The sequence below is a fragment of the Micromonospora maris AB-18-032 genome, from assembly GCF_000204155.1.
Classification (GTDB): domain Bacteria; phylum Actinomycetota; class Actinomycetes; order Mycobacteriales; family Micromonosporaceae; genus Micromonospora; species Micromonospora gifhornensis.
In genome coordinates this window covers 894097-908964 of the sequence record NC_015434.1, presented here as the reverse complement: position 1 = coordinate 908964, position 14868 = coordinate 894097, and the positions used below count along the sequence as shown (strand labels likewise).

Below are 14868 nucleotides of genomic sequence, written 5' to 3'. Positions count from 1 at the left end.
AGCAGTCGGGCAGCGAGAGCGCGCCGAAACGGCTGCCCGGCGGCCAGCGGGGCGGTCCGCACGGCGGCATGGGCATGGGCATGCCCGCCGAGCGTTCCCTGAACTTCCTGCCCAGCGCGCGACGCCTGATGGGCCGGTTGCGTCCGCACCGGCTGCACCTGACCGCCATCATCGCGCTGGCGGTGGTCAGCGTCGGGCTGACCGTGATCGGGCCGAAGGTGCTCGGGTACGCCACCGACCTGATCTTCACCGGGGTGATCGGCCAGCAACTGCCGGCGGGCACCACCGCCGAGCAGGCGGTTGCCGCCGCCCGGGCGGCCGGCAACCACAACTTCGCCGACATGCTCGCCCGGATGGACGTGGTGCCCGGGGTGGGCATCGACTTCGCCGCGCTGGGCCGGGTGCTGCTGCTCGCGCTGGGCCTGTACGTGGTGGCCAGCCTGCTGCTGTGGTGGCAGGGCTGGCTGCTCAACGGCGTCGTCCAGCGGACCGTGTTCCAGTTGCGGGCCGAGGTCGAGGAGAAGCTGAACCGGTTGCCGCTGCCCTACTTCGACAGGCAGCCGCGCGGGGAACTGCTCAGCCGGGTCACCAACGACATCGACAACATCTCGCAGACCCTCCAGCAGACGTTGAGTCAACTGCTGACCGCGCTGCTCACCGTGGTCGGCGTACTCGGCATGATGTTCTGGATCTCGCCGCTGCTGGCCCTGGTGGCGCTTGTCGCGGTGCCGCTGTCGGTGGTGGTGACCGGACAGATCGCCAAGCGGTCGCAGCGCAAGTTCATCGCGCAGTGGACCCACACGGGCGAGCTGAACGGGCAGATCGAGGAGGCGTTCACCGGGCACGAACTGGTGAAGGTCTTCGGTCGGCAGCGTGAGGTGGAGGCGGCCTTCCGCGCCAAGAACGACGAACTGTTCGCGGCCAGCTTCGGGGCGCAGTTCATCTCCGGCATCATCATGCCGGCGATGTTCTTCATCGGGAACGTCAGCTACGTGGCGATCGCGGTGGTCGGCGGGTTGCAGGTCGCCTCCGGCTCGATGAGCCTCGGCGACGTGCAGGCGTTCATCCAGTACTCCCGCCAGTTCACTCAGCCGCTCACCCAGGTCGCGTCGATGGCGAACCTGCTCCAGTCGGGGGTGGCCTCGGCCGAGCGGGTCTTCGCGGTGCTCGACGCCGAGGAACAGCAGCCGGATCCGGCGGTGCCGGCCCGGGTGAGCGACCCGCACGGCCGGGTCGAGTTCGAACACGTCTCGTTCCGGTACGACCCGGACAAGCCACTGATCACCGACCTGTCCCTGGTCGCCGAGCCGGGGCACACCGTGGCCATTGTCGGGCCCACCGGCGCCGGCAAGACCACCCTGGTCAACCTGATCATGCGCTTCTACGAGTTGGATGCCGGCCGCATCACGCTCGACGGGGTGGACATCACCGCGCTGCGCCGCGATGACCTGCGGGGCCGCATCGGCATGGTCCTGCAGGACACCTGGCTGTTCGGCGGCACCATCCGGGACAACATCGCCTACGGTCGGCCGGACGCGACCGAGGAGGAGATCCTCGCCGCCGCCCAGGCCACCTTCGTGGACCGGTTCGTCCGCAGCCTTCCCGACGGCTACGACACGGTGATCGACGAGGAGGGCAGCAACGTCAGCACGGGCGAGCGGCAGCTGATCACCATCGCCCGGGCCTTCCTCGCCGAACCCTCGCTGTTGATCCTCGACGAGGCGACCAGCTCGGTGGACACCCGTACCGAGGTGCTGCTCCAGCGGGCGATGGCGGCGCTGCGGTCGGAGCGGACCAGCTTCGTCATCGCGCACCGGCTCTCCACCATCCGCGACGCCGACCTGATCCTGATGATGGAGGACGGTCGCATCGTCGAACAGGGCACCCACACCGAACTGCTCGCGGCGGGCGGGGCCTACCACCGGCTCTACCAGTCGCAGTTCCAGCAGCCGGTCAGCGGCGACGACCCGGTCGCCGTGCCTGCCTGAGGGTGGTGGCCGGGCCGCTGACACGGGACCTGTCAGCGGCCCGGCTGCGGGCCCGGGCATCAGGAACGGGGGACCCGACGCACGCGCGGGCCGCGCGCCGACAACGGTACGCCGCCCAGCGACGTTTCGGCGACCCTCACCCCACACCGGTCGATTTCGATATTCGCCGGTCGAAAGCAGTCACATGCCCCACCGCCCGGGCAGTGTCGCTGGTCACGAGAGGGCAGGGCCGTCGTCGGTGATGCCGGACACACCGTCAGGCTCGGTACGTATCCGGATCGGCCGCACTGCGAGGGGACAGGGGTGCCCGAACTACTCACCCAGGTGGCATCACCTGACTGGGCATACCTCCTCCTGTTCGGTCTGCTGGTGCTGGACGCCTTCGTGCCGGTGGTGCCCACGCAGCTGTTGATGATCACCGGCGGTGCGCTCACCGTCTACGGCGGGCTGGACCTGCCGTTGGCCATCGCCGTCGGCGCGCTCGGCGTGTTCACCGGGGACCTGGCCTGTTACCTGCTCGGCCGCAGCACGTCACGGCGTCAGCCACCACGCCCCGAGGTGACCGGTCGGGCCCGACGGCTGACCGGTCGGCTCGCTGCCGGCCTGCGCCGGCCCGGCCCGGCAGGGCTGCTGCTCTGCCGGTTCGTGCCGGGCGGCCGGATGACTGTCTGCTTCGCCTCCGGCCGTGGCCGCTATCCGCTGCGCCTGTTCCTGCCCTACGCCGGTACGGCGGCGGTGGGTTGGGCGTCGTACGGCGGCCTGGTCGGGCACCTCGGCGGCGCGGCGCTCACCGGGTCGGCGTGGCGGATGGTGCTGATCGCGGCGGTGGCCGCCGCCGGCTTCGCGTTGACCGGCTGGGTGCTGGCGTTGATCGCCGCCCGGCTGACCCCGGCCCCCGCCGAACTGCCCGCCGACTGAGGTCAGCCCGTACGGCGCGGGGAAGGCCGACCGGCCGCCCTGGGGGGAACACCTGATGACCCGGTCCGGGTGCACCCCGGGTCGGATTTCGGTGCTCGTCCCGGATCCGTCTGGGGTGGGTTCGGCGACAGGCTGAGGCATGCCTGGAATCCGGAACAACGGTGCACTGGCCCTCGGCGGGATCGCCCTCGCCGCGCTGCTCGGCGTCATCGGTCACCTCGGCGTGCGGGACCTGGACCCGGTGAGCCTCACCGTCAGCGACTACGCCGTCTCCGAATCCGGCGGAGTCATCCACCTGGCGATGCTGACGCTGGGCGTGGCGTCGGCTCTGCTCGTACCGGCGCTGGGTCGCCTCGCCGGGCCGGGGGTCCGCGCCGGTCGGCTGGGCGCGGCCCGACTGCTGCTCGCGATGTGGGCCGGTGGGCTGCTGCTGGCCGGTCTGGTGCCGACCAACCCGCCCGGTACCGAGATGGGCACCGCCGCGTACGTGCACCGGTACGCCTCGGTGGTGGCGTTCCTCGCCCTGCCGGTCGTCGGCTGGCTGCTCGCCGCCCACCTGCCCACCGGGGCCCGTACCCGCCACTGGTTGCGCGTCCTCGCGGTGGCCAGCCTGCTGCTGGCCGCCGCCCAGATCTGGTCCGCCTATCCCGGTGACCGCGCCTTCTACGGCCTGATCGAACGGGTGCTCATCCTCAGCGAGGTCACCCTGCTCGCCCTGCTCGCCGTCGCCCTGCCCGCGCATTCTCACGCGCGGACCGGGCGACGGGAGGTCACTCCAGTTCGTGCAGCATCAGTTGCCGGGCGGCCTCGGTGACCGAGCCGGAGAGGCTGGGGTAGATCGTGATGGTCTGCGCCAGCTCGTTGACGGTCAGGTTGTTCTCCACCGCCATGGTGATCGGCAGGATCAGCTCGCTGGCCTTCGGGGCGACCACCACGCCGCCGATCACCTGGCCGCTGGCCGGGCGGCAGAACAGCTTGACGAAACCGTCGGCCACCTCGTCCATCTTCGCCCGGGCGTTGCCGTCCAGCGTCAGCATCACCTGCCGGGCCGGCACCTTGCCCGCGTCCACCTCGTCCTGCGAGACGCCGACGGTGGCCAACTCGGGGTCGGTGAAGACGTTCGCCGCGACGGTCCGCAGCCGCAGTGGCCGGACCGCCTCGCCGAGCGCGTGCCACATGGCGATCCGGCCCTGCATGGCGGCGACGCTGGCCAACGGCAGCACCCCGGTGCAGTCGCCGGCGGCGTAGATGCCGGGCACGTTGGTACGGGAGACCCGGTCGACTGTCACGTAGCCGCCCCGGGCCAGTTCGACGCCGTACTCGGCCAGGCCCAGCGCCTCGGTGTTGGGGATCGAGCCGACCGCGATCAGCGCGTGTGAGCCGTACACCTTGCGGCCGTCGGAGAGCTCGACCTCGACGCCGTCGTCGGTACGGCGCACCCCCTCGGCGCGGGAGTTGTTCAGGATGCTCATGCCCCGGGCTCGGAACACCCGCTCGATGGCCTGCGCGGCGTCGGCGTCCTCGTGCGGCATCACCCGGTCCCGGCTGGAGACCAGGGTGACCTGCACCCCCATGGCCAGGTACGCGCTGGCGAACTCGGCACCGGTCACCCCGGAACCGACCACGATCAGGTGCTCCGGCAGCTCCGGCAGGTCGTACACCTGTCGCCAGGTCAGGATGCGCTCGCCGTCGGGCACGGCGGTGGGCAGCTGCCGGGGGGTGGCCCCGGTGGCGATCAGCACCGTCGAGGCGCCGATCGCGTACGCGGCCTCCTCGCCGTGCGGGGTGACGATCACCCGGTGGGTGTGACCGAGGGTGTCCTCGCCCAGCCGGGCTCGCCCGGAGACGAAGGTGACCCCGGCCTTGACCAGCTTGGCGTGGATGTCGCTGGACTGCGCCAGCGCGAGCCGCTTGACCCGCTCGTTGACCGCCGTGGCGTCGACGGTGACCGCCTCCAGGCCGTCGGAGTGCACCCCGAAGACCTCGGTGTCGCGGTACCCGGTCACCACCTCGGAGCTGGCGATGAACGTCTTCGACGGCACGCAGTCGGACAGTACGCAGGCACCGCCGGCACCTTCGTCCTCCACGACTGTGACATCGGCGTCCAGTTGGGCCGCCACCAGCGCCGCCTCGTAGCCCGCCGGCCCGCCGCCGATGATCACGATCCGGCTCACCACGACCGCCCCTCGTTCATGCTCACAGTGACTTTCTTCTCCCCGGCGCGTGCGACACGCACCGTCGTATTCTCCCCCGAGCGCCCGTCGGGCTATCGTCATCGCCGTGCGTCATTACGCCGCCTACGGCTCGAACCTGGACCCTGCTCGGATGCGTGCCTACTGCCCGCATTCGCCGATGGTGGGCATCGGCTGGCTGGAGGGCTGGCGGCTCACCTTCGCCGGTGAGGACGTCATCGGCTGGGAGGGTGCGGTCAGCACCGTGGTCGAGTCGCCCGGCGACCGGGTCTTCGTGGCCCTCTACGACATCCACCCGTACGACGCCGCCCAACTCGACGAGATCGAGGGCGTCACCTCCGGCACGTACCGGAAGCTGACCGTCCGGGTGTCGACGCTGGACGGCGATGTGACGGCCTGGGTCTACGTCTTCGACGGCTACGAGGGCGGGTTGCCCACCTCGTGGTACCTGTCCGAGATCGCGAACGCCGCCGAGAAGGCGGGCGCGCCGGACGACTACGTCCTCGAACTGCGGTCCCGCCCCACCGGCACCGCGTCGGCGTAGCGCGTCTCCCACGCCCTCAGTCTGCTACCGGCCGTCAGCGCGGCGGGCGTCGACCCCGGAACCCGGGCGATCTGTCCCGGTCAGCCCGCTTTCGTCCCCCTGGCTCGGCCGAGGGGTCAGCTTTCGGTGTGCGCCCGGGTCGCGGCCAGCAGTTCCACAAGTTCCGCGCCGCCGGTCGGCCCCAGCGCCACGAACGCGGGTGCGACGAGGCGGTTGGTCACCGCTTCGGCCCACAGCCGCCGCCGCACCAGCGGCCCGACCGGCGGGTACGGCGGCGGCCATCCGCACGCGATCGCACCGCTCTCCCCCTCCGGCCCGGCCAGCACCGCTTCCAGCGGTGACATCCCGCTGGCGCGTACCGCCACCAGATGGGCACCGGTGAAGTGCTCCCGCAGCAGGCGCAGCCCGGCGGCCAGTCGCGCGCCCGCGGACGTGGCGGGCGGCGGCATGGCCCGCCACGCCGCGAACAACGGCATCGCGCTGGCGTCGGCCGCCGCCACGACCCGCTCCACCAGGTCGACCAGGCGGTCCAGGTGCGGCAGGTCGGCCAGGCGTTCCTCGCCCCAACGGCAGCACTCGACCAGGCTGGCGGCGGCCACCTCCAGCGGCCGTACCGTGCGGGCGGCGGCGTCCCAGCCGTCGGCCACCGCGTCGGGGGCGATGAAGCCGAGCGCGGCGGCCACCGTCTCGGCCCGTACGTCACCCAGGGCACCGGCCCGCCCGGTGATGTAGAAGGCCCAGCCCGAGATGCCGAGCAGCCGGGCCCGACGCAGTGTGGTGGGACAACGGCTGTACGCGTCACCGAGCGCGAGCACCGCCGGCTTGCTGGCCGCGGCCACCTGTTCCGGAGTCATCCCCGACCACCGGAAGGGGCATGCGACCGGCGACCGGCCGAAGGTCCGTCCGGGTGAATACTGGCCGAAGGTCCGTCCGGGTGAATACTGGCCGAAGGTCCGTCCATGGGAAGTCAGTCTGCCGTGCCGCCGCCAGAGCCGGCATCCTCCTCGGCTTCCAGCGCCTCGACCGCGGCCTCGACCTCGCCGGTGCGCCGCCGGGCGGCACCGGCCGCCCGTTCGGCCGCCCGACGGGCCAGCCGGGCTCGGCTGAGCTCCTGCTCGGCCACGGCCCGTCGGCGTTCCAACTCGGCCAGTTCCGCTTCGAGCCGGTCCAGGGCGGCGGCACCGTCGCGCTCGGCCGCCGCCGCGCCCGCCAGCTCGTCCTCGGCCCGGTCCTGATCGGTACGGGCCCGGGTCAGCTCCTTGTCCAGCGCCCGACGGCGGCGCTCCCGTTCGGCGCGGGCCGCCCGCTGGGCCTGCTCGGCGCGCAATGCACCCCGCTGGGTCGGCTGCTGCCGGGCCGGTGCGGCCGACGGCGGCTCCTCTGCCCCGGTCACCAGGCGCAATTGCGGCCGGGGCACCTCGCCGAACCCGGCGTAGTGGATGGCGCGCAGCAGGCGTCCGGAGCGGACCTGCTCGGCGACCTGCACGTCGGACAGGGCCGCGTTCAGGGTCGCCTCCACCTCGGCCAGCGGCAGCTTCCCGCTCGACGGCGCCCCCTCGACGTCGGCCGCCAACCGGCGTACCTCGGCGACGAGCGCACCCACCACGGCGCGCCGCTGCGCGGACAGTTCGCGTAGGCGTGGGCCACGTAGTTCACGCTGCGCGGTCCGCAGTGCGTCGGCCAACTGCACCAGGTCGGCCACCAGCTCAGGGCGGTCCAACGCGAGCAGGTTGACCAACCAGGCGGCGACGGTCGGCCGACGCAACCGGGCGATCTCCCGGGCGGTACGCGGATCTCCGGCTTGACGCGCCTGCGCGACGGCGGCGTCCCGGGCCGCGACGAACCGGTCCGGCGGCGTGCGGTAGAGCTCCTCGACGAGATCAGGCGCCGGTTCGGGCATCGGCTCAGCCGTCGATCCGGCTGCCCGGCTCCAGCCGTTGGTACTCGCTGCCCGACAGGGCCGTGTACTGCCGGTCGAGCACCGTGAGGCCGTTCGTGTTGAGCAGCGCGTCGTGCAGGGCGAAGACCCGACGCGGCGCGACCGCCCGGATGAAGTCGACCACCTCCGAGAACTTCGACCAGGGCGCGTGGATCGGCGCGAAGAGGGTGTCGACCGGTACGTCCTGCGGCACGAAGAGCGCGTCGCCGGGGTGGTAGACGACGTCGTTGAACAGGTAACCGATGTTGTCCACCACCGGGATGTCGGGGTGGATCACCGCGTGTCGACCGCCGTAGGCGCGTACCGGCACCCCGGCGGCGGTGAACGACTCGCCGGGGCTGACCGGGCGCAGCGCCTCGGCCGCGTCGCCCAGCACCTTGGACACCGACGTCGGGCCGTGGATCACGAACGGCCGTCGCGCCAACTGTCGGTTGATCGCCTCGGCATCGACGTGGTCGGGATGCTCGTGGGTGATCAGCACCGCGTCGGCGCCGTCCAACGCCACCGCCGCTTCGCTGAACATGCCCGGATCGACGACCAGCACCCCACCGTCGTGCTCGATCCGTACGCACGAGTGGGCGTACTTGGTGAGCCGCATCGTGATGCCTCCCATATCGAATCGTGACTTCTCCAGCGCAGTCTGCCGGAACCCGTGAGGTGGCGCGGGGCGTCCGAGTTATCACCACGCAGCGGGGCCGGAAGAGGGGTACGGGGATGAGACTACGAAGAGTCGGTCGGCATCGGACGGCGGCGGTGGGTGCGCTGCTCGCGTTGTTGATGCTCGCGGGTTGTGGCAGTGGCAGTGGCAGTGACGAGGCGACCAGCTCGGACGCGGGTGCCGCCGCGCCGCCGATGGCGGACCGGGGGGCCGGTGAGCCGGCGCAGGGCGGGTCCGGCACGGCGACGGACACCCGGGTCGACCAACGCTCGATCATCTACACCGGATCCCTGGAGATCAAGGTGGACGATGTGGAGGCGAAGGCCCGCGAGGCCGTCTCGGCAGCGACCCGGGCCGGTGGCTTCGTCGGCGGCGACCAGCGGCGCAGCGCTGCGGCGGACGCGGTCGCGGAGTTGCAGTTGCGGGTACCGGCCGACCGGTTCTACCCGGTGGTGGAGGAGCTCGCCCGGCTGGGCAGCCAGCAGCGTCGACAGATCGACACCCAGGACGTCACCGAGGAGACCATCGACCTGGACGCGCGGATCGCCACCCAGCGGGCCCGGGTGGACAGCGCCCGACGGTTGCTGGCCCAGGCCGACTCGATAAGCGATCTGATCAGCCTGGAGAACGAACTGGGCCGCAGGGAGGCCGACCTCGCCTCGCTGGAGGCGAAGAAGCGGCGGCTGGGCGACCTGACCGCACTGTCCACGATCACCGTCACGCTTGTCGGCCCGAACGCGAGCACCACCGAGGACGAGGATCAGCTCGGCTTCCTGGTCGGACTCAGCGGCGGCTGGAAGGTCTTCCTGGCCTCGATGACCGTACTGGTCACCGTGCTCGGCGCGGTCCTGCCGTGGCTGCTGGTGTTCGGCGTACCGCTGGGGTTGCTCTGGTGGTGGCATCGGCGACGCCGGCGCGGCCGGGACACCGGGCCGGCGCTGGTCGCGCCGGTCGGCGCGCCGCCACCGTCGGGGCTGGCGGTGCCGGGTGAGGTCAGCGGTGCGCCGCCAGTGCCTGGAGCGCGGTCTGCACCATGAGTCGCACGCCGGCCGGGATGGCGCGCTCGTCCACGTCGAACGACGGCCGGTGCAGGTCCACGTTGGGCCCGGCGCGGCCGACGCCGAGCCGGGCCAGCGCACCTGGGACGTACTCCAGGTACCAGGAGAAGTCCTCGCCGCCCATGCTCTGCGGGGTCTCCGCGACACCCTGCGGGCCGAGCGCAGCGATGGTCGCCGCGGTCAGCACGCTGATGGCCTGGCTGTCGTTGCTGACCGGCGGACGACCGCGCAGGTATTCGATGTCGACAGTGGCACCGGTCGGGGCGAGGACGTCGCGGACCACCTGGGTGACGATGTCCGGGGCGCTGTGCCAGGTGTCGCGGTCCATGACCCGCAGCGTGCCGGAGGCGGACGCCTCGGACGGGATGACGTTGTACTGGGTGCCGGCGGAGGCGTGACCGAAGACCAGCAGCAGGCCGCTGTTCGCCGGCACCCGGCGGCTGACCAGGGCGGGAACCTCGGTGACGAGCCGCCCGAGGGCGTCGACCAGGTCGACGGTCAGGTGCGGACGGGCGGTGTGGCCACCCGGCCCGGTGAGCCGTACGGTGACGTTGTCGGCGGCGGCGGTGATCGGACCGACCCGCAGCCCGATCCGGCCGACCGGCAGGCTCGGGTCGCAGTGCAGCGCGAAGATCTGCACCACCCCGTCGAGACCGCCGGCCTCGATCACCTCCAGCGAACCGCAGGGCAGGATCTCCTCGGCAGGCTGGAAGATCAGCCGCACCCGGCCCGGCAGCTCGCCCAGGTCGGCGAGCTGGGCCAGCATCATGCCGACACCGAGCATGACTGTGGTGTGCACGTCGTGACCGCAGGCGTGGCAGACCCCGTCCACCGTGGAGCGGTACGGCACGTCCTTGGCGTCGGTCAGCGGCAGCGCGTCGATGTCGGCGCGCAGCGCGATCACCGGGCCGTCCGGGCGGCCGTCGATGTCGCAGATGACCCCGTTGCCCTTGGGCAGCATGCGTGGGCTGAGCCCGGCCAGGGAGAGTTCCCGGGCGATCAGGGCCGCGGTCTCGAACTCCTGTCCGGACAGTTCCGGATGCGAGTGGATGTGACGGCGGGTGGCGATCAGGCCCGGTACCCGCAGGGCGAGCAGGTGGTCCAGCTCGGCCGGCAGGGGTTGGCCGCCCGGCGGCGGCGCTTCGGACCAGGACGCCACCAGCTGCTCGCCGGTGGGCATCGTCAACGCAGTCGTCACGTCGAATTCTCGATCACTAGGAATGGATGGATCATCGGGGACAGCAGACAGGGTAGACCCCTGGTGGTAACTCTGCGCAACCTCGTTCCGGTGATGGTCGGACCGCGCAGCGTCACGTATGCCCTGCTGAGAGCCACCGGAGCGGAGCGAGACAGCAGGTAGATCGCCGTTGAACGTCGTCATCCGCCCCCCACCTCCTACAACGCGTAATCGGGCACCCGGACCGAAAATCCTTCGGAGGACTTTCGGCACCGTTTCCGAATTGTCGCATTAGTCGCTCGATCAACTGACCCTACGACAATTACCCGACCACACCCGGCGACGAGCGCACCGTGGCACGTTCACACGCACGGTCGCCCTCCGGCCGGACACCGTGTGCGTCAGAGATCAGCCGGAAACGGTCCACCGGTGCACTCGAACCGCAATACCCAGGACGGGCGCACCGACACGCAGCGCGACGGCCAGTCAGAACCGGTCGGTCGGACGGTAGAGCCCCCACACCTCGCGCAGCGCCCCGCACACCTCACCGACGGTGGCCCGCAGACGCAGCGCCTCCTTCATCGGGTAGAGCACGTTGGCGCTGCCCGTGGCGGCCTCCCGCAGGTCGGCCAGGGCCCGCTGCACGGCGGCGCCGTCGCGCTCGGCGCGCAGCTTGGCCAGCCGTTCGGCCTGCGCCGCCTCGATCGTCGGGTCCACCCGCAGCGGCTCGTACGGCTCCTCGGCGTCGATGGCGAACCGGTTGAGCCCGACCACCACCCGCTCCGCCGAGTCGATCTCCTGGGCGATCCGGTACGCCGACTGCTCGATCTCCCGCTTCTGGAAGCCCGCCTCGATCGCCTCCACCGCCGAGCCGTGCTCGAAGACCCGGGCCATCAGCGCGTCCGCCGCCGCCTCGATCTCCGAGGTCATCGCCTCCACCACGTACGACCCGGCGAACGGGTCGACGGTGGCGGTGAGGTCCGTCTCGTACGCCAGCACCTGCTGGGTCCGCAGCGCCAGCCGGGCCGCCTTCTCGGTCGGCAGCGCGATCGCCTCGTCGAAGCTGTTGGTGTGCAGCGACTGGGTGCCGCCGAGCACCGCGCCGAGCCCCTGCACGGCGACCCGGACCAGGTTCACCTCAGGCTGCTGGGCGGTCAGCTGCACCCCTGCGGTCTGGGTGTGGAACCGCAGCATCATCGACTTCGGGTTCTTCGCCCCGAACTCGTCGCGCATCAGTCGGGCCCAGATCCGCCGGGCCGCCCGGAACTTGGCGACCTCCTCCAGCAGGGTGGTACGCGCGACGAAGAAGAACGACAGCCGGGGGGCGAAGTCGTCCACGGCCAGCCCGGCGGCGATCGCGGCCCGGACGTACTCGACGCCGTTGGCCAACGTGAAGGCGATCTCCTGCACGGGCGACGCACCGGCCTCGGCCATGTGGTAGCCCGAGATGGAGATCGTGTTCCACTTCGGCACCTCGGCCCGGCAGTAGCCGAACGTGTCGGCGACCAGGCGCAACGAGGGCTTCGGCGGGAAGATGTAGGTCCCCCGGGCGATGTACTCCTTGAGGATGTCGTTCTGGATGGTGCCGTTGAGCGCGGCGCCCGGCACCCCGTTCTCCTCGGCGACGAGTTGGTAGAGCAGCAGCAGCACCGAACCGGGCGCGTTGATCGTCATCGAGGTGGAGACCTGGTCCAGCGGGATGCCGTCGAAGAGCAGCCGCATGTCCTCGATCGAGTCGATGGCCACGCCGACCTTGCCCACCTCGCCGGAGGCGATCGGGTCGTCGGAGTCGTACCCCATCTGGGTCGGCAGGTCGAAGGCGACCGACAGACCCATCGTGCCGGCCCGCAACAGTTGGTGGTACCGCGCGTTGGATTCGGTGGCGGTGCCGAAACCGGCATACTGGCGCATGGTCCACGGGCGCGACGTGTACATCGTGGGATAGACCCCACGGGTGTACGGGTACTCGCCCGGCGAGCCCAGTTGGGCATCCAGGTCACCGGGGACGTCTTCCGCCGTGTAGACGTCCTTGATCGGGAAACCGGACTCGCTCAGCCGCCGCTCGCTCATCACCGGATGGTAGGACGGAGCAACAGGTCAGCCGGTTCGGGGTGGCACGCGAGTGACCTCGACGGCCGCCACGACGAGAGGTGAGGGGGCGCACACGTACCGTTCAGTACGGTAAACGTCCGTCGCGCCGGCTTTCGCATCGGGCGTCTGAACCAGCAAGATAGGGGGGTTGTGTCCCAGCCCCCTCGACTTCCCCGGTGGCTTTTCTGTGACTCAGATCCCGACGTGGAGCGGCGGACCAGTCAGCACTCCCACCAATGGACGCGCAACACCCGGCACCGTCATCGGTGACCGCTACTCGTTGCGCTCGGCGGTGGGCAACGGCGGCATGGGCACGGTCTGGCGAGCCACAGACACGCTGCTGCGCCGCGACGTGGCGGTCAAGGAGGTCATCCTCCCGCCGGGGCTGGCCCCGAGCGACCGCGACGCGATGTACGAACGCACCCTGCGCGAGGCCCGCGCCGCCGCCGCCATCGCCCACCCGGCCGTGGTGCAGGTGTACGACGTGGTCACCGAGGCCGGTCGACCGTGGATCGTGATGGAGCTGCTGGACGCCCGCAGCCTCGCCGACATGGTGATCGAGGACGGGCCGATCGCCCAGCGGGTGGTCGCCAAGATCGGCATCGCGCTGCTCGGCGCCCTGGAGGTGGCCCACGCGATCGGTGTGCTGCACCGCGACGTCAAGCCGGCAAACGTGCTGATCTGCTCCGACGGGCGCTGCGTGCTCACCGACTTCGGGGTGGCTCGGATGCCCACCGACGTGCAGCTCACCACGCCGGGCATGGTGCTCGGCTCACCGCACTTCATCTCGCCCGAGCGGGCCATGGGGCAGGAGTTCGGCCCGCCCAGCGACCTGTTCTCCCTCGGCGTGACGCTCTACACGGCGGTGGAGGGTCGACCCCCGTTCGACCGGGGCGACCCGATCGAGACCATGCACGCCGTGGTCGAGGACCCGCCGGCCCCGCCGCAGCGCAGCGGCCCGCTGACCCGGGTGCTGATGGGCCTGCTGGAGAAGGACCCGGCCCGCCGACTCGACGTGCACACCGCCCGCGCCATGCTGCGCGAACTGCTCGCCGGCCCGCTGAGCAGCAACGCCGCCGCGGTCAACTCGATGACCGACCCGTACTCGGTGATGCAGGTGCCGCAGCCCGCGCCGATCAGCGCGCCAGCCGCCCCGGCCAAGGCCAAGCCGTCCGGCCAGATCGGCGGCTCGGCAATGCTCGCTCCCGGCGAGTCGCTCACCGACCGGCTGGCCGCGCTGCGCCGCGGTGAGCGCCCCGGCCAGGCCACCCCGGTCAGCCCCGCCGCGATGGAGGAGACCAGCGCCGACGCCCTGGCCCGACCGGGTCAGCACGGCGCGATGTCCCCGCCACCGGTCGGCCGCACCTACGGCACCGCCGCGGACGCGACCCAGCACATCGGCGGGGCGGACGCGACGCAACGGTTCGGCGGAGCCGACGCCACCCAGCGGATCGGCGGGGCGGATGCCACCCAGCGGATCGGCGGGGCGGACGCGACCCAGCGGGTCGGGCCGGCGGCGTTCGGCTACGGCGGCGGGCAGCCGGAGGCCACCCAGCACATCGGTGGTGACTACGGCGGTCAGTGGCCGGCAGCGCCCAGCCAGCCGTACGGTGCCCGGCCGACGCCCACCGGCGGCAGCCCGCTGGACAAGGCGAAGGCGGCCGGCAGCCAGCTGGTCGACACCGTCAAGGGCTGGCCGCGCAAGATGCAGCTCGCCGCGGCCGGCGGCCTGGCGCTGATCCTGCTGATCGGCATCGTGGCGCTCTCCGGCGGCGACGACTCGTCACCGACCACCCCGGTCGCCGACCCCTCCTCGTCCGCCGACGCCGGTCCCGGCATCGAGATGCAGGAGTACTCGGGGCGCGGGGTGCAGGTGCTGGTGCCCAAGGGCTGGAAGAAGGCCGCCCCCTCCGGTGCCGTCTACGTCGACTACACCGACCCGGAGGACAGCGGCCGTCGGGTGCGCATCCTGAACGAGCCGTGGCGTGGCGACTCGGCCCGCTGGGCGGAGGTCGCCGCGAACGGTCTGAAGAGCAAGTCGACATCCTGCGCCAAGCCGTACAACCAGATCTCGATGGAGCAGAAGGAACTGGCCGGCAAGCCGTCGGCAGAGTTCGAGTACACCTGCGGTCAGGGCGAGGCCATGCGGCACGGTGTCTGGCACGGGGTGGCCCACGACGGCCGGATGTACTCCTTCTACCTCACCGCCAACGACTCCCGCTTCGAGGAGAGCAAGCCGATCTACGAGGAGATGGTGAAGTCGTTCCAGCTCACCAACGCCGGCTGAGTCGGGGCGAGCGCCC

Annotated in this window: 12 protein-coding genes; 6 read left to right on the top strand and 6 right to left on the bottom strand. The window is 71.5% G+C overall.

What is annotated here, in order from left to right; all coding sequences use genetic code 11:
• The first annotated feature begins 80 nt into the window (after positions 1 to 80).
• From VAB18032_RS04260 to VAB18032_RS04250, 3 genes are all read left to right on the top strand, one after another.
• A complete protein-coding gene (locus tag VAB18032_RS04260; RefSeq protein ID WP_233579489.1) occupies positions 81 to 1988 on the top strand; it encodes an ABC transporter ATP-binding protein in 1908 nt (635 codons plus the stop codon).
• Between the two features lie 303 nt (positions 1989 to 2291).
• Positions 2292 to 2906 (top strand): DedA family protein, encoded by a 615-nt coding sequence (locus VAB18032_RS04255; RefSeq protein ID WP_013731550.1) that lies wholly within the window; start codon positions 2292 to 2294, stop codon positions 2904 to 2906.
• 139 nt (positions 2907 to 3045) lie between these two features.
• Entirely contained in the window at positions 3046 to 3720 is a 675-nt protein-coding gene (locus VAB18032_RS04250; RefSeq protein ID WP_013731549.1) for a DUF998 domain-containing protein, read from the top strand.
• Here VAB18032_RS04250 and VAB18032_RS04245 read toward each other — a convergent pair.
• A complete protein-coding gene (locus VAB18032_RS04245; protein ID WP_013731548.1) occupies positions 3677 to 5080 on the bottom strand; it encodes an NAD(P)H-quinone dehydrogenase in 1404 nt (467 codons plus the stop codon). The two genes, VAB18032_RS04250 and VAB18032_RS04245, sit on opposite strands and share 44 nt — an antisense overlap.
• Before the next feature lie 106 nt (positions 5081 to 5186).
• Here VAB18032_RS04245 and VAB18032_RS04240 point away from each other — a divergent pair, with 106 nt between their 5' ends.
• Positions 5187 to 5642: a gamma-glutamylcyclotransferase gene (locus VAB18032_RS04240; protein WP_043719680.1), complete on the top strand. Its 456-nt coding sequence runs from the start codon at positions 5187 to 5189 to the stop codon at positions 5640 to 5642.
• A gap of 116 nt (positions 5643 to 5758) precedes the next feature.
• On the opposite strand, the gene VAB18032_RS04235 is transcribed toward VAB18032_RS04240, so the two are convergent.
• The 3 genes from VAB18032_RS04235 to VAB18032_RS04225 all read right to left on the bottom strand — a co-directional run bounded on the left by VAB18032_RS04235 (position 5759) and on the right by VAB18032_RS04225 (position 8179).
• Positions 5759 to 6496: an SCO6745 family protein gene (locus VAB18032_RS04235; protein WP_013731546.1), complete on the bottom strand. Its 738-nt coding sequence runs from the start codon at positions 6494 to 6496 to the stop codon at positions 5759 to 5761.
• A 113-nt stretch (positions 6497 to 6609) separates the two neighbouring features.
• Positions 6610 to 7542: a hypothetical protein gene (locus VAB18032_RS04230; RefSeq protein ID WP_013731545.1), complete on the bottom strand. Its 933-nt coding sequence runs from the start codon at positions 7540 to 7542 to the stop codon at positions 6610 to 6612.
• Positions 7543 to 7546: 4 nt separating this feature from the next.
• Positions 7547 to 8179 carry an MBL fold metallo-hydrolase gene (locus VAB18032_RS04225; RefSeq protein ID WP_043722954.1) on the bottom strand — a complete coding sequence of 211 codons (633 nt, stop codon included), beginning with the start codon at positions 8177 to 8179 and terminating at the stop codon, positions 7547 to 7549.
• 116 nt (positions 8180 to 8295) lie between these two features.
• Between VAB18032_RS04225 and VAB18032_RS04220 the strand changes: the two genes are divergently transcribed.
• Positions 8296 to 9276 carry a DUF4349 domain-containing protein gene (locus tag VAB18032_RS04220; protein WP_043719678.1) on the top strand — a complete coding sequence of 327 codons (981 nt, stop codon included), beginning with the start codon at positions 8296 to 8298 and terminating at the stop codon, positions 9274 to 9276.
• On the opposite strand, the gene VAB18032_RS04215 is transcribed toward VAB18032_RS04220, so the two are convergent.
• A complete protein-coding gene (locus tag VAB18032_RS04215; protein ID WP_043719675.1) occupies positions 9233 to 10495 on the bottom strand; it encodes an amidohydrolase in 1263 nt (420 codons plus the stop codon). The two genes, VAB18032_RS04220 and VAB18032_RS04215, sit on opposite strands and share 44 nt — an antisense overlap.
• Positions 10496 to 10960: 465 nt before the next feature.
• Entirely contained in the window at positions 10961 to 12544 is a 1584-nt protein-coding gene (locus tag VAB18032_RS04210) for an acyl-CoA mutase large subunit family protein (RefSeq protein ID WP_013731541.1), read from the bottom strand.
• Positions 12545 to 12752: 208 nt separating this feature from the next.
• On the opposite strand from VAB18032_RS04210, the gene VAB18032_RS04205 reads away from it, so the two are divergent.
• Positions 12753 to 14852: a serine/threonine-protein kinase gene (locus VAB18032_RS04205; RefSeq protein WP_081476018.1), complete on the top strand. Its 2100-nt coding sequence runs from the start codon at positions 12753 to 12755 to the stop codon at positions 14850 to 14852.
• Positions 14853 to 14868: the final 16 nt, after the last annotated feature.